The 21,140-nt window shown below is 48.9% G+C and carries 18 protein-coding genes and 1 pseudogene; 5 read left to right on the top strand and 14 right to left on the bottom strand.

What is annotated here, in order from left to right:
• Positions 1-12: 12 nt before the first annotated feature.
• Positions 13-1,059: a 2,3-butanediol dehydrogenase gene (locus NSQ39_RS04210; protein ID WP_175075881.1), complete on the bottom strand. Its 1,047-nt coding sequence runs from the start codon at positions 1,057-1,059 to the stop codon at positions 13-15.
• A 277-nt stretch (positions 1,060-1,336) separates the two neighbouring features.
• Between NSQ39_RS04210 and NSQ39_RS04205 the strand changes: the two are divergent.
• Positions 1,337-1,594 (top strand): annotated as a pseudogene (locus NSQ39_RS04205) (glycosyl hydrolase); the annotation flags it as partial.
• A gap of 38 nt (positions 1,595-1,632) precedes the next feature.
• Here the strand turns inward: NSQ39_RS04205 and gatB are convergent.
• From gatB to gatC, 3 genes are read right to left on the bottom strand one after another with little or no spacing between them, the layout of a single operon-like run.
• A complete protein-coding gene (gene gatB, locus NSQ39_RS04200; RefSeq protein ID WP_175075880.1) occupies positions 1,633-3,063 on the bottom strand; it encodes an Asp-tRNA(Asn)/Glu-tRNA(Gln) amidotransferase subunit GatB in 1,431 nt (476 codons plus the stop codon).
• 13 nt (positions 3,064-3,076) lie between these two features.
• Complete coding sequence (gene gatA, locus NSQ39_RS04195; RefSeq protein WP_175075879.1) at positions 3,077-4,534, bottom strand: Asp-tRNA(Asn)/Glu-tRNA(Gln) amidotransferase subunit GatA; 1,458 nt, start codon at positions 4,532-4,534, stop codon at positions 3,077-3,079.
• Between the two features lie 18 nt (positions 4,535-4,552).
• The gene (gatC, locus tag NSQ39_RS04190; RefSeq protein WP_046130426.1) at positions 4,553-4,843 is read right to left on the bottom strand and encodes an Asp-tRNA(Asn)/Glu-tRNA(Gln) amidotransferase subunit GatC; all 291 of its coding nucleotides are present in this window, start codon (positions 4,841-4,843) and stop codon (positions 4,553-4,555) included.
• Positions 4,844-5,277: 434 nt separating this feature from the next.
• On the opposite strand from gatC, the gene putP reads away from it, so the two are divergent.
• Positions 5,278-6,756 (top strand): sodium/proline symporter PutP, encoded by a 1,479-nt coding sequence (putP, locus tag NSQ39_RS04185; protein ID WP_046130427.1) that lies wholly within the window; start codon positions 5,278-5,280, stop codon positions 6,754-6,756.
• A gap of 36 nt (positions 6,757-6,792) precedes the next feature.
• Here putP and NSQ39_RS04180 read toward each other — a convergent pair whose 3' ends face one another.
• Entirely contained in the window at positions 6,793-6,999 is a 207-nt protein-coding gene (locus tag NSQ39_RS04180) for a DUF3951 domain-containing protein (RefSeq protein WP_175075878.1), read from the bottom strand.
• A 93-nt stretch (positions 7,000-7,092) separates the two neighbouring features.
• On the opposite strand from NSQ39_RS04180, the gene NSQ39_RS04175 reads away from it, so the two are divergent.
• Entirely contained in the window at positions 7,093-7,791 is a 699-nt protein-coding gene (locus NSQ39_RS04175; RefSeq protein WP_096892051.1) for an MgtC/SapB family protein, read from the top strand.
• Between the two features lie 30 nt (positions 7,792-7,821).
• Here NSQ39_RS04175 and NSQ39_RS04170 read toward each other — a convergent pair whose 3' ends face one another.
• The 7 genes from NSQ39_RS04170 to NSQ39_RS04140 form a co-directional block, all read right to left on the bottom strand.
• The gene (locus NSQ39_RS04170; protein ID WP_046130430.1) at positions 7,822-9,015 is read right to left on the bottom strand and encodes a CamS family sex pheromone protein; all 1,194 of its coding nucleotides are present in this window, start codon (positions 9,013-9,015) and stop codon (positions 7,822-7,824) included.
• Between the two features lie 15 nt (positions 9,016-9,030).
• Positions 9,031-11,034 (bottom strand): NAD-dependent DNA ligase LigA, encoded by a 2,004-nt coding sequence (gene ligA / locus NSQ39_RS04165; protein ID WP_046130488.1) that lies wholly within the window; start codon positions 11,032-11,034, stop codon positions 9,031-9,033.
• A gap of 34 nt (positions 11,035-11,068) precedes the next feature.
• A complete protein-coding gene (pcrA, locus tag NSQ39_RS04160) occupies positions 11,069-13,285 on the bottom strand; it encodes a DNA helicase PcrA (RefSeq protein ID WP_175075877.1) in 2,217 nt (738 codons plus the stop codon).
• A gap of 58 nt (positions 13,286-13,343) precedes the next feature.
• Positions 13,344-14,030: a heptaprenylglyceryl phosphate synthase gene (locus tag NSQ39_RS04155; RefSeq protein WP_175075876.1), complete on the bottom strand. Its 687-nt coding sequence runs from the start codon at positions 14,028-14,030 to the stop codon at positions 13,344-13,346.
• A 144-nt stretch (positions 14,031-14,174) separates the two neighbouring features.
• Positions 14,175-14,474: a YerC/YecD family TrpR-related protein gene (locus tag NSQ39_RS04150; protein WP_046130432.1), complete on the bottom strand. Its 300-nt coding sequence runs from the start codon at positions 14,472-14,474 to the stop codon at positions 14,175-14,177.
• A 2-nt stretch (positions 14,475-14,476) separates the two neighbouring features.
• The gene (locus NSQ39_RS04145) at positions 14,477-15,412 is read right to left on the bottom strand and encodes a DUF3048 domain-containing protein (protein ID WP_231947475.1); all 936 of its coding nucleotides are present in this window, start codon (positions 15,410-15,412) and stop codon (positions 14,477-14,479) included.
• A 73-nt stretch (positions 15,413-15,485) separates the two neighbouring features.
• Complete coding sequence (locus NSQ39_RS04140) at positions 15,486-17,225, bottom strand: adenine deaminase C-terminal domain-containing protein (protein ID WP_046130434.1); 1,740 nt, start codon at positions 17,223-17,225, stop codon at positions 15,486-15,488.
• Positions 17,226-17,348: 123 nt separating this feature from the next.
• Between NSQ39_RS04140 and NSQ39_RS04135 the strand changes: the two genes are divergently transcribed.
• Entirely contained in the window at positions 17,349-17,579 is a 231-nt protein-coding gene (locus tag NSQ39_RS04135) for a YgaP family membrane protein (RefSeq protein WP_046130435.1), read from the top strand.
• A gap of 294 nt (positions 17,580-17,873) precedes the next feature.
• On the opposite strand, the gene NSQ39_RS04130 is transcribed toward NSQ39_RS04135, so the two are convergent.
• Positions 17,874-19,103 (bottom strand): cytochrome P450, encoded by a 1,230-nt coding sequence (locus NSQ39_RS04130; protein ID WP_175075875.1) that lies wholly within the window; start codon positions 19,101-19,103, stop codon positions 17,874-17,876.
• Positions 19,104-19,242: 139 nt separating this feature from the next.
• Here NSQ39_RS04130 and NSQ39_RS04125 point away from each other — a divergent pair, with 139 nt between their 5' ends.
• On the top strand, positions 19,243-19,821 hold the full coding sequence (locus NSQ39_RS04125; RefSeq protein WP_046130437.1) for a TetR/AcrR family transcriptional regulator: 579 nt from the start codon (positions 19,243-19,245) through the stop codon (positions 19,819-19,821).
• 47 nt (positions 19,822-19,868) lie between these two features.
• Here the strand turns inward: NSQ39_RS04125 and purD are convergent, their stop codons facing one another.
• Complete coding sequence (gene purD, locus NSQ39_RS04120) at positions 19,869-21,137, bottom strand: phosphoribosylamine--glycine ligase (RefSeq protein ID WP_175075874.1); 1,269 nt, start codon at positions 21,135-21,137, stop codon at positions 19,869-19,871.
• Positions 21,138-21,140: the final 3 nt, after the last annotated feature.

The raw sequence follows: 21,140 nt of genomic DNA, 5'->3' as shown, positions 1-21,140 counted from the left end.
TGGTTTCTTTATTTATTCAGCTTTGACCAGGATTTTCACTTGATCTCTTTCTCTCAACAATCCTTCGAAGCCCTCTTCGATGACTTCATCAAGCGTAATTCGTTTCGTGACCAGTTTGTCAGCCGGGAAATACCCTTGAGCCATCAGACTGATGACAGCGGGAAACACGTCGCGGTATCCGATGATCCCGGTTAGTGTGCGTTCTTTCATGACGATATCGTGAGGATGGATCGGCGCTTCTTTTTCAAAAATGCTGACGACCATCGTTTCCCCGTTGATTTTTGTTGCATGAATCGCCTGTTTTAAAACGGGCGGCACGCCTGTCACTTCATAGGCTACATCGACGCCGCCGTTTGTCCGTTTTTGGATTTCGGCCACTGCGTCGCATTGTTTTGGATCAATGACGATTGCACCAAGCTCTGCTGCTTTTTGGCGGCGGATGTCTGATAATTCGACAGCGTAGATTTCCGATGCGCCGGACGCTTTTAGCGCTTCAATCACAAGCAAGCCGATTGGGCCTGTCCCAAAAACGGCCGCTTTGTCGCCGACTTTCAATTTGCTTTGACGGACGGCATGAAGCGCAACGGCTGACGGTTCAACAAGCGCACCTTGTTCAAATGATACGTCATCCGGCAATTTATGAATCATTTCCGCCGGCACGGCTGCATACTCGGAAAATCCGCCGCCTCCCCCGGCGAGCCCGAAGAATCCCATTTTATCGCACAGATTATACATTCCTTGTTTGCAAGCTTCACATTCGCCGCACGCGTAGATCGGTTCAACCGTTACACGATCGCCGGCTTTGACATTTGTAACCCCCTCTCCTACTTCCACGACCTGCCCCGAAAATTCGTGTCCCAAAACGACCGGGGCTTTATCGCCGCTTAGCGGGTGTGTTTCAGTCGGAATGAAAATAGGACCTGCGGTATATTCGTGAAGATCGCTTCCGCAAATCCCGCACCATTCTACTTTGACTTTCACTTTGCCCGCTGCCGCCTGGGGTTCGTCGATTTGTTCCAATCGCAAGTCTTTCGCATCGTGCCATCTAAGCGCTTTCATTTTCATCATCCCCTAGTAAAATATTTGTTTCCCTCAGTGCTATTATACTCTTTTTCGAAAGGTCTTTCGAACTATTTGCAATGAAATTTCTCGTTAAATGCAAAAACTATCGCGGCAGTAATTTAACGGGGGCGGAAATATTCCTGATGAAAACCAAACAATCGTCCCATGTTCCTTTTTTTATTCTATTACAATTAGTAGATTTTGAATTGATGTATAAAAAGAACAGGAGGTTTTGCTGCGATGAAAAGAAATACAGTATGTTTTGTCATCGCATTATGACGAGCTGACATCTCTTAACAAGCCGTTTGCCTTCACAGAAGTCGGGCCGCAGGAAACGAACGGCAGCCTGGATTACGAACTATTTATCAATGCGATCAGACAAAAATATCCGAAAACAACCTACTTCTTGGCCTGGAATGACGGCTGGAGCCCTGCGGCAAATAAAGGAGCGTCAAATCTCTATAATGACAGCTGGACGCTGAATAAGGGAGAAATATGGAACGGCGATTCATTAACGCCTGTCGTTGAATAAAAAACCCTTGGAGACATCGTTTCTCCAAGGGTCTTATATTACCGTTTATTAATTTCTTCAAGAAGAAGCTTGTTGACCATCGGCGGATTTGCCTGGCCTTTTGAAGCTTTCATGATTTGGCCGACGAGGAAGCCGATTGCACGGTCTTTTCCGTTTTTGAAGTCCTCGATCGACTGCGGATTGTTGTCGAGCGCTTCTGTGACAAGCTTTCTGAGCGTAGCTTTGTCAGAGATTTGCACAAGGCCTTTTTCTTTGACGATTTTTTCAGCGTCTCCGCCGTTTTCGATTAATTCTTTGAAGACTTTTTTCGCGATTTTCGATGAAATCGTGCCTTTTTCGATCAGCTTGATCAGACCGGCAAGGCCTTCCGGCGTAAGCGCGACGTCTGCGAGCTCTTTTTGCTGTGCATTCAGGTAGGCCGAAACTTCACCCATCAGCCAGTTTGAAGCGAGCTTGGCGTCGGCGCCTTTTTCGACGGCTGCTTCGAAGAAGTCGGACATTTCTTTTGTCAGCGTCAAGACTTTCGCATCATAGGCAGGCAGGCCGAGCTCCTCGATGTAGCGCTTGCGGCGCTGGTCCGGAAGCTCTGGAATGCTGTCTTTTACGCGCTGTTTCCATTCGTCGTCGATGTAAAGCTCGACGAGGTCCGGTTCAGGGAAATAGCGGTAGTCGTCAGAACCTTCTTTGACCCTCATCAAAATCGTCGTTTTTGATGCCTCATCATAGCGGCGCGTCTCCTGCTGAATGACGCCGCCTGACAGAAGTACTTGCGCCTGGCGTTTTTCTTCATGCTCAAGGCCTTTTTGGACGAAGGCGAAGGAGTTCAGGTTTTTCAGCTCTGTCTTCGTGCCGAATTCCTTCTGTCCGATCGGGCGGAGCGAAATGTTGGCGTCGCAGCGGAGCGATCCTTCCTCCATCTTACAGTCGGAAACGCCCGTATATTGAATGATCGACTTCAGCTTTTCAAGATACGCGTACGCTTCTTCAGGCGTGCGGATGTCCGGTTCTGAAACGATTTCGACGAGCGGCGTACCTTGGCGGTTGTAGTCGACAAGGGAGTATCCGTCGCCTGTGTGCGTCAGTTTGCCGGCATCCTCTTCAAGATGAAGGCGCGTGATGCCGATGCGTTTCGTTTTTCCGCCGACTTCGATTTCGATCCAGCCGTTTTCGCCGATCGGTTTATCGAATTGGGAAATTTGGTACGCTTTCGGGTTGTCAGGGTAGAAATAGTTTTTCCGGTCAAATTTCGTCTCTGTCGCGATTTCGCAGTTTAACGCCATCGCCGCTTTCATGGCAAAATTGACGGCTTCTTTATTCAAGACTGGCAAAACGCCCGGATATCCCAAATCGATGACGCTTGTCTGCGTATTGGCCGCGGCGCCGAATGGCGTCGGCGAGCTTGAGAAGATTTTCGATTTCGTTTTTAGCTCAACGTGGACTTCAAGTCCGATTACCGTTTCAAAGTTCATGTTTTTTCACCCCTTACAGTTCAGGTTTTGCTTTATGATGGTCTGTCGCCTGTTCGAATGCATGGGCGACGCGGTATACTGTGCTTTCGTCAAAGTGTTTGCCGATGATTTGCAGGCCGAGCGGCAAACCGTTCGCAAATCCGCACGGTACGCTGATTCCCGGTACACCGGCAAGGTTGACCGGGATCGTCAGGATGTCGTTCGCATACATTGTGAGCGGATCGCTCGTTTTTTCGCCGATTTTAAACGCAGGCGTCGGCGTTGTCGGTCCGATGATGACGTCATAGTTTTCGAATACGTCTTCAAAGTCTTTTTTGATCAGCGTTCTGACCTTTTGCGCCTTTTTATAGTAAGCATCGTAGTAGCCTGAGCTTAACGCGAACGTGCCGAGCATGATGCGGCGCTTCACTTCGTCTCCGAAGCCTTCGGAACGCGTTTGTTTATAAAGGTCGATCAGGTTGTCCGCATTGTCGGTGCGGTAGCCGTAGCGGATGCCGTCGAATCGGGCAAGGTTCGCCGAAGCTTCTGATGAAGACAGCAGGTAATACGTCGCAAGCGCGTATTTGCTGTGCGGCAGGGATACTTCTTCCCATGTCGCGCCAAGGCCTTCAAGCACTTTCAGCGCTTCAAGGACGGACTGCTTCGCTTCTTCGCTTACCCCTTCGCCGAGGTATTCTTTCGGAACGGCGATTTTTAAGCCTTTAATATCGCCTGTCAGCGCAGACAGATAGTCAGGCACGTCCACATTGGCGCTCGTCGAATCCATTTTGTCGACGCCCGCAATCGCCTGGAGAAGGTATGCGTTGTCCTCGACGGATCTTGTGATCGGTCCGATTTGATCCAATGAAGACGCAAATGCGACAAGGCCGTACCTTGACACGCGGCCGTATGTAGGCTTTAAGCCGACGACGCCGCAGAAAGAAGCCGGCTGGCGGATCGATCCGCCCGTGTCGGAACCGAGTGAAAACGGCACTTCTCCCGCCGCAACCGCCGCCGCGGAGCCGCCGCTTGAGCCGCCCGGAACGGTTTCTAAGTTCCACGGGTTTTTCGTTTTTTGGAAGCCTGAATTTTCTGTGGAAGACCCCATCGCAAATTCATCCATGTTCAGCTTTCCGATCGTAACCGCTTCTGCATCGTGCAGGCGCTCAACAACCGTAGCGTCATAGATCGGGTCGAAGTTTTCCAGGATTTTGCTCGCACACGTTGTGCGAAGATCCTTTGTGACGATATTATCTTTGATTCCGATCGGCATCCCGAACAAAAGGCCGTGCTCGTCCCGGCCGCCTACCGCTTCATCCAGCTCTTTGGCATAAGCGCGGGCTTTTTCTTCATCAAGCTGTAAAAAGGCCTGCACCTTTCCGTCGACTTCGTGGATCCTCTTATACGATTCATCGACTAAGTCCGATATGCTGATCTCTTTTTTATGTATGAGTCTTTTCAGTTCAGATATTTTATGGTCAAACAGTGACATGTTCTCTTGCTCCCTCCTTTAGTCCAGAATTGACGGCACGCGAATATAGCCGTCTTTATGATCAGGTGCGTTTTTGACGACTTCCTCAACCGGGAGGCCTTTATCCGGGACATCTTCCCTCATGATATTCTTCATTTGCAATACATGTGTCGTTGGCTTGACATTCTCTGTATCGACTTCATTCAGCTCTTCGGCAAAAGAAATAATGCTGTCAAGCTGTTCGGTAAACATAGCCGCTTCCTCATCCGTGATCGCCAGTCTGGCCAGATGGGCAACATGCTTTACTTCTTCTATTGAAATACGCGACATTACACAAACACCTCCAAGATGATTCTCGCTTAGTCATATAATACTGATCATATCAAATTTCAGCCTTCTAAATCAACAAAACCGCGGAATCCCGGCCCTGATTCTATTGTATACTAAAAACGCCCGGTAGTGGGCTGTACTAAAATTCAGAACATTTTTACTTTTGTATTTATTTGCAAACGTTTTCATTGTGATGCCCATCGGAACGGCTGCGTCCTTTTTGCAAAAAAACGGGCGTGTCCTCCGGTTGATTGATGCGGAATAGTTTGATAGGTTAGGTAACTAAGTACGATCACATGGCAGCGCCTGGTTTTTCCAATGCTTGATTTTAAAGACGAGGCCCTGCAAATCAATCTTCGTACACAGCAAATCAGTATTGTTAAAATTTCAGGAGAGGTGATGCCACATTATTGTAAAGAGGAGAGATACGAAACGTGAGTATTGAAGTATTTATTTCGCTTGGCATTTATTTTGCCGCCATGCTCTTAATCGGCTGGTATTCCTACCGAAAAACATCCAATTTGAATGACTATATGCTCGGAGGAAGAGATCTCGGGCCTGCTGTTACGGCTTTATCGGCCGGCGCATCTGACATGAGCAGCTGGATGCTGATGGGACTGCCGGGAGCGATGTATGTCACAGGACTTTCGAGCGGCTGGCTTGCCGTCGGCCTGACAATCGGAGCTTATGTCAACTATGTGCTTGTCGCACCGCGCTTGCGTACATTTACGGAAGTGGCGAATGACGCGATTACCATTCCAGACTTTTTCGAAAATCGATTCAATGATACGACAAGAGTCCTGCGTCTGGCGTCAGCCCTCGTCATCATGGTGTTCTTTACGCTGTATACGTCAGCTGGCATGGTATCCGGAGGAAGGATGTTTGAAACGGCGTTCGGCCTTGACTACAGGATCGGTTTGTTCTCTACCGCCCTCGTCGTAATTGCCTATACGCTGTTCGGAGGATTTTTGGCTGTCAGTCTGACCGACTTTGTGCAGGGTTTGATTATGTTTATTGCATTAGTGCTCGTGCCGATCGTTGCCTTTACTCAGTTGGGCGGAGTTACGCCGACATTTAATATGATAGAAGAAGTCAATCCAAGCCTGCTGGACTTCTTCAAAGGAACGACCGTCATTAGCATTATTTCTTTTATTGCCTGGGGATTGGGCTACTTCGGGCAGCCGCACATCATCGTCCGTTTTATGGCGATTTCATCGGTGAAAGAGCTGAAACCCGCCCGCCGCATCGGAATGGGCTGGATGATCGTCTCAGTAGCCGGCGCATTACTTACGGGGCTGATCGGCGTAGCTTACGTCCATCAAACAGGTATCAGCCTGAAAGATCCGGAAACGATTTTCATCGTATTTTCGAACATTCTGTTTCATCCGTTGATCACCGGATTCTTGCTTTCCGCGCTGCTTGCGGCGATCATGAGTACGGTTTCATCCCAGCTTCTGGTCACCTCAAGCGCCATGACCGAAGACCTGTACAGAACGTTTTTCCGCCGCGGGGCAACAGATAAAGAGCTTGTCCTCGTCGGACGGTTGAGCGTCCTGTTGGTCGCCGTCATCGCCCTTCTTTTATCATTAAGTCCGAATGACACGATTTTGAATCTCGTCGGCTATGCGTGGGCCGGATTCGGTTCTGCGTTTGGACCTGCGATTCTGCTCAGCCTCTACTGGAAGCGGATGAATCAGTGGGGCGCACTGGCAGGCATCGTAACCGGCGCTGTTACAGTGCTGCTCTGGATTATGACCGGACTCGATCAAACGACCGGCATATACGAAATGATTCCGGGCTTCTTCCTGAGCCTCGCAGCGGTTGCCGCCGTCAGCCTCATGACGCATAAACCCGCTGAAAAAGCGGCTGAGATGTTTGAGGAGATGGAAGAAAAACACCGTTCTGCATCATAGACGAAAAGGCCGTCCAGGGTATTCCCTGCGGCCTTTTTATTTCCCTTCTCCTGAATCGTCATCCTCCCGGCCTTCCTGTTCTTTTTTTTCCGCATGGAATTCTTTTGATGTCTGTCCGGCAATATAATCAAAGGGAGTGTAGTGGTTTTGAACGGTTTTCTTGCGGATAAACATGTTATACGCAGCGATAAGGATAACGGAAACGACCGTGAGCGGAAAAAGAAGTGATTTAAAAATCAGCAATGTATACCCCCCCTCCTGAAAAACCTGTTGTACACCCATCTTCTCTGTGAGAAAATCATATCAATTATGAAAGCAATATAAAAGAAAGGAGACATGCGCATGGATTGGCACATCGATATGGATACGCTGATGAAGCTTGGAATCGCGACATTGGTCGGGATGGTCATCGGCCTTGAAAGGGAATTGAAAAATAAGCCGCTCGGCTTGAAAACGTGCATTGTCATCGCCATCAGTTCATGCGTGTTGACGATGATCAGCATTGACGCGGCCTATCATTTTCCAAGGTCAAACAGGATCATGATGGATCCTTTGCGTCTGCCTGCACAAATCATTTCCGGGATCGGCTTTATCGGAGCCGGCGTAATTTTGCGCAAAAGCAATGACGTCATTTCCGGGCTCACCACCTCAGCAATGATCTGGGGAGCGGCGGGTCTCGGCGTCGCCATAGGTGCAGGCTTTTATAAGGAAGCATTTATCAGTCTCGCATTTATTTTAATAAGCGTCGAATTTTTGCCGTGGGTCGTCGGCAAAATCGGCCCGAACCGCCTGCAGGAGAAAGAAATCCGCGTCCGCATGTCATTGTCCGACAAGGACAAAATGACGGACATTCTCAAGGAAATGAAAGCGAAGCATATCCGCATCCACTCCGTCCGGATCGATGACATGCCTGAAAAAGAGTTTGCGGTGATGGAGACGAAAGTGAGGGTTCACAGGAAGCGGTATGTGACAGATGTGTATTACGATATTAAGTCGATTGACGGAGTCGTCGGGGTGAAGTGCGATACGATGTAAAAAAGAAGCAGCCGAATAGCTGCTTCTTTTTTATGAATCATAAATATGAACGGTCGGTTCTTTGGCTCCTGGCTTTTTGAGGATGAGGGCTTCCTGGCCGTCTGATGACGTAATGTTGATCTCGACGTTCAGCTCGCTTTTGCCGTAATAATCCATCACTTCCCCGGTCAGAAATTGCGTAAATGCAATGACTTCGCTTTTGCCGTAGAACTGCATCGGAATGTTGATTTTCATTTCCTGCATTTGGTCGTCTTTATACAAAGCCGTTCCGACGACGCCTGTGTAGTTTGGAAAGTATGTTTCGATTTTATTTTTAAAGCGGTTGAACAGCTCCGCATCGTCCGGATGCTTTTCTGTTCCTTCCGTTGACGGGAAGAATGTGTATTCTTCATTGATATTATCCCAGCCCGAGATATCGCTTGTGCCTGCTTTCACTTCGGTTTTGGCGATAAAGTTTCCGGGCACGATCGACGATTTCGGCGCCTGCTTGTACAGGACGATCGTGAGCGGAATGTTTTTGAGATCCTTCATGTTCCGGATGCGTTTTGCCACTTCCTGTGCGATCTTTTCGCCCTCTTGCTTCAGTTTCTTGGTGCTGATCGTCACTTCTTTTTGTGGATCGCCGACATTTTCGCGGTAATAGTAAACCGAGTTAAGCGCCAGGCCGATCACAACTCCGCCAAGCTCGATCGTATCCTTGTCTTTTCTGACGAGATAATCGTGTTCAAGCATATGAGCCAGATAAATCGGGCTTTCCTCGTTTTGTTTTTCGGCAGATCCGCTGCCGGAAAGAGCCGGATTCAGCCCGAGGTTTTTAAAATCCTTATCCTTTTTCTCCGCTTTTTTCAGGTCGCTTCCCGTTTTTTTGCGGGCCAGCCAGCTAGAGACCGTATCTTCATCCAAATACTGCCCTTCCTGAAAAAGGTAGTCTTTCGTTGAGAAAGAGTCTTGGGCGAGGCGCATCATGCCCGTTTCGAATTCATCGATGTCAAGCCTCGTGTTCATCTGTTCGGTCGTCAATCCGCGCGCCTTTCCGGCTTTAAAAGGAAGAACCATTTTATAATACGAATCAGAGATGTTGTATTTCGGAACGATGGCTTTTTCTTTCGACTTTTTCGTCTTTTGCACCATCTCCTGCTCCTCTTCTCCCTTAAAATTCGACGGCGCACAGGCTGAGAGCATCAGCATCCCCGCAGCAGCCGCCAAAATCAATGCTTTTTTCAATAGAAAACACTCCTCTTATTTCTTTAGCTCTCTGATCAATCTTGCTTCATCCCATACTTCGATGTTAAGCTCTTCAGCTTTGGCCAGTTTGCTGCCCGCCGCTTCGCCGGCAATGACAAGATCGGTTTTTTTGCTTACGCTGCCTGTGATTTTTCCCCCGAGCGCTTCGATTTCCGCTTTCGCGTCGTTACGCGACATTTCGCTGAGCTTTCCGGTCAGCACGATCGTTTTCCCCGCAAAGTAGGAGTCGCTGTCTTCGGCTTTTACTTTTTTCGGGCCTGTATACACGGTGTTCACGCCGAGCTGTTTAAGCTCATCCAAAAGCTTGAGCATCTCTTCTTTTTCAAAATAGGTGACGATCGCATCAGCCATCTTTTCGCCGATTTCATCGACTTCCAGCAATTCTTCTTTTGATGCCGTTTTGAGGCGGTCAATCGTCTCAAAGTGCATGGCGAGCGTTTTCGCCGCTTTCTCGCCGATAAAGCGGATGCCGAGGCCGAAAAGAAGCCGCTCCAGCGAGTTTTCCTTCGATTTTTTGATCGACTGAAGCAGGTTGTCGGTCGATTTTTCTCCCATTCGTTCGAGGTTGATGAGCTGCTCCCGCGTCAGCTTGTAAAGATCGGCGACATTCTTGACCAAATCCTCGCGGAACAGCTGGGTGATGACGCGCTCTCCAAGCCCTTCAATATTCATCGCATTGCGGGAGACGAAGTGAATCAGCCCTTCCCTGATCTGGGCCGGACATTCCGGATTGATGCAGCGCAGCGCGACTTCTCCTTCGATTCTGACGAGTTCGCTTCCGCATTCAGGGCATTCGTCAGGCATGCTGAATTCCTTTTCTTCGCCTGTCCGCTGTTCAACGAGCACATTGACAACCTCGGGGATGATGTCTCCCGCTTTTTTGATGACGACTTTGTCATACAGCCGGATATCCTTCTCCTTAATTAAATCTTCGTTATGAAGGGAAGCCCTTTGGACCGTCGTTCCCGCCACTTTTACGGGCTCAAGGATCGCCGTCGGCGTTACAACGCCGGTGCGGCCGACGCTTAATTCGATGTCCAAAAGCTTTGTCACGACCTCTTCGGCCGGAAACTTGTAGGCAATCGCCCAGCGCGGGCTTTTCGCCGTAAATCCGAGCTCTTCCTGCTGATCGAGGGAATCGACTTTAATGACGATGCCGTCGATTTCATACGGAAGATCGGCCCGCTTTGTTTTCAGCTCGTCAACGATCTCGATTACCTCTTCGATTGTGCTGCATTTTTTACGTTCATGATTCGTTTTAAAGCCGAGTTCATCAAGAAAATCAAGACCCTGGCTTTGCGTTTCGACGCCCATTTCGTCAAGCTCCGCTATACTGTAGACGAAAATATCGAGGTTTCGTTTCGCGGCAATTTTCGGGTCAAGCTGTCTCAATGAGCCGGCGGCCGCATTCCGCGGGTTCGCAAACGGCTCTTCCCCCCGCTCAAGCCGCGCTTCGTTCAGCAGTTCAAAGGAGCGCTTCGGCATATAAGCCTCCCCGCGCACCTCAATCGACAGGGGGCGCTTCATTTTAAGAGGGATGTTTCTGATCGTCTTCAAGTTTTCGGTAATATCTTCGCCCGTCGTTCCGTCTCCCCTTGTCGCGCCTCTGACAAATACCCCGTTCTCATAACGAAGCGAAACAGCAAGACCGTCGATTTTGAGCTCGACGTTGTACTCGACGTCTCCGACCGACTGGCGGACCCTTCGGTCAAAGTCGCGCAGATCCTCTTCATTAAACGCATTGCCGAGACTCAGCATGGGCGTTTTGTGCTGCACCTTTTGAAAAGCGTCCAAAACAGCCCCGCCGACGCGCTGTGAAGGCGAATCAGGCGTTTTCAGATCCGGGTGCTCTTCTTCAATCGAAATGAGCTCCTTCATCAGTTTGTCATATTCGGAATCCGGCACACTCGGATCGTCAAGCGTGTGATATTCGTAGTTGTATTTGTTGATCAATGCATGCAGTTGTTCCACACGTCGTTTAGCTGCTTCTTTTTCCATCGATTTCGTCCTTTCATCCTGAGGTCTTTTGCCATTATTGCTTTTCAATTGGCGCAAAGGCCGCGAGCAGACGTTTCACTCCGATCGGACTCGGAAAGGCGATGTCAAGCTCAGTCGATTCACCTGCCCCTTTCACGCTGACGACCGTGCCTGTGCCCCATTTTTTATGAGAGGCTTTGTCTCCGACGGCCCATTCGATTCCGTCGCCGCCCGTTTTCGTGTAAGCCGTCGCCGGACGGGTGACAGGCGCTTTACGCTCCGGTTTTCGTCCGAACGGAGACGCCGTATTCTTCTTCTCGTTTAGATTGTCCAATAATTCTTCCGGTATTTCCGCGATGAATCGCGATTCCGGGTTAATATTCGTTCTGCCGAACAGCGTTCTCATCCGCGCGTTCGTTAAATAGAGCTCTTCCTCAGCCCGCGTAATGCCGACATAAGCGAGCCTCCGCTCCTCTTCCATTTCCGCTTCCTCCATCAGGGAACGGCTGTGCGGGAAGACCCCTTCTTCAAGCCCCATCAGAAAGACGACCGGAAATTCGAGTCCTTTGGCAGCGTGAAGCGTCATCAAGATGACGGCATCTTTATTACCGGATTCCTCTTCCTGCTGATCAAGCTGATCGATATCGGCGATGAGCGCAAGGTCCGTCAAAAAGGCGACGAGCGACTTATCTTCGCTTTGCTGTTCAAAGTTTTTCGTCACGGACAAAAACTCGTCGATATTCTCTAACCGGCTCTGGGCTTCGAGCGTTTTTTCCGCCTTCAGCATGTCGCGGTATTCGGTTTTTTCAAGGATTTCCTCTGTCAGTTCTGTGACGGATAAGTATTCCTGCATATTCGTCAAGTTTTCGATCATCTGTCTGAAGTCGTCAAGGGCGTTGGCCGCTTTCGCGCTGAGGCCGATAAAGTCGACCTGTCCGAGCGCTTCAAACAGAGACAGCCCGTTCATGTCCGCGTATGCGGCGATTTTATCGACGGAAGTCGCACCGACGCCGCGCTTCGGCACATTGACGATTCTCGCAAAGCTGATATCGTCATCCGGATTAGCGACAAGCCGCAGGTAGGCGAGGATGTCTTTAATTTCCTTCCGGTCATAGAACTTTGTGCCGCCGACGATGTTGTAATTGATGTTCGCTTTCATCAGCGTTTCCTCAATGACGCGGGACTGGGCGTTTGTCCGGTATAAAATCGCGATATCGGAGTAGGAGCGCTTGCCGGATTGGACGAGCTCCCTGATTTTCCCGGCTACAAACTGCCCTTCGCCAAATTCGTTGTCCCCCCTGAAATAGGAGATCTTCGCCCCTTCGTCATTTTCCGTCCACAGGTTTTTCGGTTTTCTGTTCGAGTTGTTTTTGATCACTTCGTTGGCTGCGTTCAAGATCCGCTTCGTCGATCTGTAGTTTTGCTCCAGCAAAATGACGCTTGCGTTCGGGTAGTCTTTTTCAAAGGACAGGATGTTGGCGATGTCCGCTCCGCGCCATCTGTAGATCGACTGGTCCGAGTCCCCGACGACGCAGATGTTTTGGAAGCGCTGCGCCATTTTTTTGACGAGCAGATACTGCGCCCTGTTCGTATCCTGATACTCATCGACATGAATGTATTGAAATTTGCGCTGATAGTATTCTAGCACCTCAGGCACCCTCTCAAACAGACGGATCGTCGTCATGATCAAGTCGTCAAAATCGAGGGACTGGTTTTTCCGCAGTTTTTTCTGATAATCTTTGTAGACGTCGCTGACAACCTGCTCAAAAAAGCCGCCTGCCGTTTTCTCGTATTCCTCAGGATCGATCAGTTCGTTTTTCGCGCCGCTGATGGAGCCGAGAATGCTCCGCGGGTCAAACTTTTTCGGATCGATGTTTCTTTCCTTCAAGATTCCTTTAATGACAGAAAGCTGATCTGACGTATCAAGAATCGAGAAATTGCGGTTGATCCCGATCCGGTCGATGTCCCTCCGCAAAATTCTCACGCACATGCTGTGGAAAGTCGAAATCCAAATGTCATCCGCACCTGGTCCGAGAATGCTTTCCACGCGGTCTTTCATCTCTCTCGCCGCTTTGTTCGTAAACGTGATCGCCAGAATGTTCCACGGAGCGACGCGCTTTTCCGCCATCAAATACGCGATCCGATGGGTCAAAACCCGCGTTTTTCCGCTTCCCGCGCCGGCCATGATCAAAAGCGGCCCTTCCGTTGTTTTGACCGCTTCCTGCTGTACGTTATTTAATCCATTCAATAATTGGTCGCTAATATAATTCAATCCGTTCACCGCCTCTTCAAACATATGTTCTATTATAAACCAATCCGGTTTGTTCCGCTTATTTTTTTACCGCATCCACCGTTTTCAGCGCTTGTCCGAAAACTTCGTAAACCGCGTTCCCGACAACGACGACGTCTGCGTATTCGGCCATTTTTGCCGCTGTTTCGGGATCTGAAATGCCGCCGCCGTAAAATAAAACCGTATCGGTCAGAACGGCCTTCGCTTCCTTCACCGTCTCGGCATCCCCGAGCATTCCGCTGTATTCCAGATAAAAGACCGGCATCGAAAAGAGCTTTTCAGCCAGCCGCGCATAGGCTTTGATGTCTTCCAGTCCAATCTCTGCATCGGCGTCTGTCAAAGCCGCCGCCTTGCAGTCCGGGTTTAAAATGCAGTAGCCTTCGACGATGATCTCTTCAGGAGACATCAGCTCGCCGTATTCTTTCATCGCTTCTTTATGTAGGCCGACGATCCAGTCGGGGTTTTTGCTGTTCAGTACGGTCGGGATAAAATAGAGGTCAAATCCCGGCACGATCGCATCAATCGCGGATACTTCAAGGACGCACGGCACTAAAAAACGACGCACTTTCGACATCAGCCGGAGCACATCATCCTCTGTGATGTTGTCGCTACCGCCGATCAGAATCGCATCCGTTCCCGATTCGCACAGCTGCTCGAGCTGTTCATCTGTTATCTCTTTATTTGGATCGAGTTTAAAGACGTGCTTCCACTCGGTAATATCGTACATAAAAAAAGCTCCTCCAATCGTTCTTGCCATTTAAATATTATAACAAATTCACCCCTGTTGGAAAAACGGATAACGAAGAAAGTAAGAGTGGAAATTTTGGACATAAAAAACCGCCGGGCTAAAGGGGCCAGGCGGTTTGAAAGATCATTCTGATTCTTCTTTTACACGGTCCAGCGCCATAATATAGGCGTCATTTCCGTAATTCAGGCAGCGTTTCACCCTGGAAATGGTCGCCGTGCTCGCTCCGGTTTCCGTTTCAATTTTGTGGTACGTGTTGCCGTCGCGGAGCATTCTGGCGACTTCGAGCCGCTGAGCCAGCGATTGTATTTCATTTATCGTACACAGATCATCGAAAAAACGGTAGCATTCTTCGAGATCTCTCAATGATAGGATGGATTGAAAAAGCTGGTCGAGCTCTCTCCCGCGCAATTTATCGATCTGCATCGTTACACACCTTCTCCTTTGCTAATAGAAACCTTGCTGAGATCGGGAATGATGTTGATCCACGTTTTTCCCGGAACGAAAGGAACGGTTTTTCCGTCCTTTACCGGCACAAGCCGGCCTTCTTCGTTTTTCCAATCGACTTGATGGACTTCCCCGTTCTGCAGAAGCAGCCCTTGTCCGCCTGAACGCAGGTCGATATCCCTTCTCCCGTAGGCATCTTTGATGCGATGTTCGGCTTCCACTATTAGTATATTTTGAAGAATGATCGGTTCTTCAGTTTCAAGGTCTGTTGTCAGCATGCCGTCTGACATTCTCATATAACCGTCAACCTTTTTATCATAACCAAAATCTACTTGGTTTGTAACGTTTTTTGTCCCGTAATCTAACCGGATGCGGTAAGGCGTCCCTGATGTTGGACGGGCTTTTTTAAACGTATAAGGTTCTGGAGCGGCTTTCATGGAATATCCTTTGTCAGCGGCTGCTTTTTTAATATTTTCAAATGAAGTATACGAGTTATGGGGCGCCTCCCGGAAGTCCGCTCTCCAAAACAGACTGCCGTCATAATCCATTCCGTTGATATGATCCGCCGCACCGCTTTCAAGCCGGTTTCTTGCACCCGGACTCCAGCCGTGATGCACCAGTATGCCGTCAAAACCGAGAGCCAGATCAATGAAATACTCTCTGGCGCTTCTGACGGGACCTGCGGTTTCAGGCATTTCGCTTTGAAAAATCGCCAAAAATCTTGTAATCGGTCCTTCGCTCAAACTCTCAATCACGATGTCTGCCTTGCTTAACCCCGACTGCGGCCTTGCCTTTGGATGATTGTTCACCACAACGGCGAGCGGCCGCTTGCGAATCTCTCCATCCGCTTTCATTCCCGTCAGCGGATAGGTATTCTGCACATTCTGCTCATTGCTTATCCCGCATGACATCAGCATTGCGGCACAGGCTATAGACAGCAGTACCCTCACATATCGATTGATCATACATTAGCTCCCGCTCTTTTATATTTTAACGCATTATCGATGGAAAGAGTACAGTTTTTTTCATGACATCAAAGATCCCTTTCGGCGTCACCCTGATGTAGGGCAGATGGGTGCTTTGGAGAAACAGCAGGGTATAGACAGGATCGCTGAACATGTATCCTCTTTCAAAAAGGAGGTCTTTCAGCGCGCTTTCCCGTTCAAGCACCTTCTGAAACGCCTCTTTTGACGCCCCGCCGCTTAAATGAAGAGGAATTTCGTGGAGGATTTTTCCGTTTTCGGCTAATACGATGCCTCCGCCGATTTCCTTCATTCGCTCAAAAGCCAGCAGCATGTCATCTTTATTTTTCCCGATTGCAATAATGTCTCCCGTCGTCGAATATGAGCTGACAAACCCCTGCACGCGTGTGGCAAAGCCTTTCAGCATCGTATTGACCCGCCATCTGCCGTTTTTGTCGAACAGGGCGAGATAGCTTTCATCATGATCAAATGAGAGCTGGTTGACGGAGTTGTCAATCTCAATCGTATAAGGCTCCATGATGACGGCATTCCTCATCTTCAATCCGAGCGGCATGGAAAACTGCAAATCATCCATCGTTAGATCATATGAAAGGTTCAGAGGGACAAGACCGCCTTTTTTCCAGTCCGTCTCTCCAAACAGCTCCATGTCCGCCCCGTCAGATTTCAAGATCCGGCCTTTCGCAAGCACCGTTACCGGAGCCGGATTTTCAGGGCTTTCCAATATGTTCAATGTCGCATATCTGCCCGGTGCGACGACGCCGAGAAGATCTTCAAGCTGATAGTATTTCGCAATATTGAAAGAGGCCATATTATATGCGTCGATCGCCGGAACGCCCTCTTCAAGAGCGATTGAAATGAGCTTGTTTGTCATGCCTTCCTTATAAAAATTCGGCGTTGCGCCGTCAGTCGTGTAGAACAAGTGGTCGTAATGGCGGAATCCCTCTTCGTGAAGGTCGCGCAGGATCGTTCTGAGATCAGGGCGTATCGAAGAATGCCTTAATCCGGCATAATAGCCCAGCTCAAGCCGCTTTAATACTTCCTTTCCCGTCATGGCTTCATGATCGGCATCAGCGCCGAAAAGCTTCATTTTTGTGAGCGTTTTCTCTGATGCGCCCGGAAAATGGCCTTCGATCCGTTTCCGCCTTCTTTTCGTGCATTGCATGCAGTGCAGGATTAAGTCATCTCCGTCCAAAAGGCGCGGCCAGCCCGTCATTTCTCCGCCCTGAATCACGTCAGGGTGCTCGCCCCAGTGCTTCCGGTAGTCGATCGAAAGAATCCGGTCTTCGTCAGGCACCTCTGTCTGCAAATCATACCTTGACCACCAATAGTAGTGAACAGGCTGTTTTTTCAGCTCCTCCAAAATAGAAAACGCTTTCTTTTTTCCGCAATGCAAAAGCAGGAACAAGTTGTCATTGACGAATGTCGTCGTTCCAAACTGTGACACATATTCGGCCAATGTTTGGGGATTATAAATTTGAAAAGGATGGGCATGCGGCTCAATATACCCGGGTACAATGTATTTTCCTTCACAATCTATGGTAGTTTTAACAGCCGTTTTCGGAAGATCGCGGCCGACATAAACGATTCTGTCACGATGAATCCATACGTTTGCAGAGATCCATTGCTTTAAATAAGGGTTCAATACGTTTGCATTTCGTAAAAGGAGCGTTGGGAGCAGCCTTGAACTTACAACATCAACTTGCGATCTGATGTCTTTGTTTTTCCAATTTAAGGTGCGTTCGAACATTCACATACTCTCCTTTACATGTAATGACCCTATGTTAACACATTTACTATTGTCACGCATTACCAATCCGTTACAATTTTTCGAAAACACAATTATTTAATTATTTAAATCGGAGGAATCATCATGAAACAAAACATCGGACTGTTTGACGCCGTATTTCGCATCGCCTGCGGTCTTACGATTTTATCCGCCGCAGCCGCCAAGTTTACGAGAAAGCCGTGGTGCAGAATGACGCTTTTCTGCATGTTTATGGGTGCGCTCAAAACCGCTTCCGGCATTTTACGATTTTGTCCCATGACGTATGTCTGCCAAACGTATATGAAACAGCAGGGAGAGACTGGCGAACAATCATAAAAAGCACCTTTTGGGTGCTTTTTTACATTGAATAGCGTCATTTTTGCAAATGCTCTCTTGTACAGTCTTCACATAAAATCAAGCCGTTGCTCTCCAAAAACCTTTTGACATGGGTGATATCCGACGGGTTTGTCCATGTAAAAAATGTCTCGTCTTTTGATATTTGTTTTTTACACCTTTTGCAGGTTACATGGCTCATATGCTTTCTCCTTCCCTATCACTGCCTTAAAAAAATGTTGCTAAAGGTTGGGCGGTTTTTCCACCGACAACAAAAAAGCACCATTTCAGGTGCTTTTAAAATGAGTATGGCGCCGTTTTCCCTGCTGACTTCACCCGCAGACGAAAATGTTTCAAGCCATACATGCTGCTGTCGGCCATCGGCACGATCGCAAGCTTTTCCATCGAGGAATACTGCTTGAGGAGCGCCTCAAGAGCGATCGCCGCTTCCAGCCTCGCGAGCGGGGCGCCCAAGCAGAAGTGGATGCCGTGCCCAAATCCGATATGCGGGTTCGGATGGCGGTGAATATCAAATTCGTGCGCCCTCTCAAATTTCGCTTCATCACGGTTGGCGGATGCAAGGAAAGCGACCACACCTTCTCCTTTTTTCAAGCTCACTCCTCTGATTTCGGTATCCTGTTTAACGAAGCGCACGATCATCGGTGCGGGCGCCCGGAAACGGACGGCTTCCTCGACGGCCTGCGGAATCAGTTCAGGATGCCCGGCGAGCTCGTCATATGCACCCGGTGTTTCGAGAATGCTGTAGACCGCATTTGAAACCAAATTCGTCGTCGTTTCATTCCCCGCCATCAAGAGCAGATTGCAAAACGGAACCAATTCATCTGGAGAAAGCTTGTCCCCTTCTTGTTCTGCTTTGATCAAAAGCGAAATCAGGTCATTGCCGAGGTTTTGTCTTTTCTCTTCAATCATCTTTTCAAAAAATGCGGTCAGTTCTTCTTCGCCTTGATCCCTGATGTTTTTCCACTCGTTCACATCTTCCGGCCGATCGCTCTTCGGCAGGCTGACCAACAGGTCGGACCATTCTTTGAAATGATGCTTATACACTGAAGGAACGCCGAGCAATTCCGAAATGACAATGACGGGCAACGGATATGAAAAATCCTGTACAAGGTCGATCTCTTCCCTGCCGCGGACATCAGTGAGCAGTTCATTCGTCAGTTCGCGAATGCGCGGCTCCCACTCTTTCATGACGCGCGGTGTAAAAGCCCTGTTGACGATCGATCTGATTCTCGTATGTTTCGGCGGATCCATGCTGATCATCGTTTTCGCAAACGTATTGCCAGTTCCAATCTGAGGGAATTGATTTGAAAAAAAGTCTTTGTCGCTGATCACTCTTTTGACATCATTATAACGGAACACACTCCACACTTTGCTGTCTTCATCATAATGAATCGGTGATTCGGTGCGCATTTTTTCATACCATGGAAACGGATCATACGGGTCTTGTCTGTTCTTTCCGTTAATCAGCGCTTTCTGAATGGGGTTCTGCTGTTTTGTTTGACTCATTCGCTTTCACTCCTTCGGTTGCTTGTCAGCTGATTCATGAAGTTTAATATGTTAGTTTTAAATTAAAAGATTCCACCTGACTATTCAACCAACAAATGGAAAAGAAGTGTCGAAAAAGTGTTTTGAGGAGGCGGCTGAAGTGGCTGACAGCTACCGAGGGGACAAGCGGATCACAAAATCGAAAACAAACTTAAAAAAAGCCTTGTTTGAACTGCTTGCTGAAAAAGAATGGGGAAAAATCTCTGTGCAGGATATTACGCAACGGGCAAACTTGAACCGAACGACATTTTATCAGCATTATCAAGATAAGTACGATTTGCTTCATCAAAATATGAGAGACATGTTTGAAGCGATGAAAGAGGATATCTTTTCGCCGCTTGATATAGATTGCAGCGGGGAAAAGCCTGAAGCGTACTGGTATGTGCTGCGCTTTTATCAGCATTTGCAACAGAACTGCGGTGATTTTGCGATTATCATCAATCGAAGATATGAGCTGAACATTAAGGAGCTGCTCAATGATTTTTGGAATGACAGCTTTTTGACGGGAATCAAAAAAACGGCAGCTGCTGATACTGACCGCTCAGTGCCTCTTGATATCCAGCGGCGGTTTGTGATTTCCGCCTTTGCGGGGACAGCCGCATGGTGGCTTGAAAACGGCATGCCTTTTCCGCCCGAATTGATGGCTGAATCGATGATCAAGATGATCCAAAAAAATTGACTGCAAAAAAAGAGACAAAACGGATGCTCCGCTCTGTCTCTCCATCGTTATTTCTGCGCTGCCTTGAGCGCACGCGCGCCGATATCCGTCCGGTAAAACAGCCCCGGTTTTCTTACTCGTTCCACCGCTTGATAGGCTGCTTCCCTTGCCGCATCAAACGTCTCTGCAAACGCTGTGACATTGGCGACGCGGCCGCCGTTCGTCACAAACTGATCGCCGCTTTTTTTCGTGCCTGCGTGAAAGACGACGGTCTGTTCCATGTCAGGCTCAAGCGCGCCGATCGGCGTGCCTTTTTCATAGCTTTCCGGATAGCCTTCAGATGCAAGAACAACGGTGACTGCCGCCGTATCCTTCCACTTGAGCTCCACTTCTTTGTCCGCGAGGAGGTCAAGCATCACTTGCACAAGGTCTGATTCAAGGCGCGGGAGGACGACCTGTGTCTCCGGATCACCGAATCTGGCATTGAATTCGATCACTTTTGTTCCTTTTTCGGTCAGCATTAAGCCGGCATATAAAATGCCCGTAAACGAACGTCCTTCGTTGACCATCGCCTTGGCGGCGGGCTCCAAAATCGTTTTAACGGCGTCTTCGACAACCGCACCGGAAATCTGCGGAACAGGAGAATAGGCGCCCATCCCCCCTGTATTCGGGCCTTTGTCTCCGTCAAAAGCGCGCTTATGGTCCTGCGCGATTACCATCGGATACACTTTCTCACCTTTGACAAAAGCCATCAGCGAAAATTCTTCACCGCTCAAAAATTCCTCGATGACGACAGACGCGCTTGCTTCGCCGAACTTTTCATCTTCTAAAAAGTCATGCAGACACTGAATCGCCTCTTCGGCTGTCATCGCGACTGTGACGCCTTTTCCGGCGGCGAGGCCGTCCGCTTTGATGACGATCGGAGCGCCTTTTTCCTCGACATACGCCTTTGCATTTTCAAAAGATGTAAACGTTTCGTATTCTGCTGTCGGAATCTGATATTTTTTCATGAGATCTTTGGCAAACTGCTTGCTGCCTTCAATTACAGCTGCTTTTTTCGAAGGTCCGAACACCGGAAGGCCCGCTTCTTCAAATGCATCAACAAGCCCTTCGATTAAGGGGACCTCAGGGCCGACGATCGTCAGTCCGATATTGTTTTCCTTTGCGAAAGCGAGAAACCCCTCGTGATTGCCTTCGTCAAGATCAACGAGTACGGCGGTCCCGGCCATTCCGTCATTGCCGGGCGCTGCATATACAGTGCTGACAAGAGGGCTTTGCGCCGCTTTCCAGGCCAGTGTGTGCTCCCTGCCGCCTCTGCCGATAATCAATACGTTCACGCT

Source organism: Bacillus sp. FSL W8-0848, assembly GCF_038007805.1.
In the GTDB taxonomy this organism is placed as follows: Bacteria; Bacillota; Bacilli; order Bacillales; family Bacillaceae; genus Bacillus; species Bacillus glycinifermentans.
Note: the sequence above shows the minus strand (reverse complement) of the source record. Positions and strands in the feature narration are given on the sequence as shown.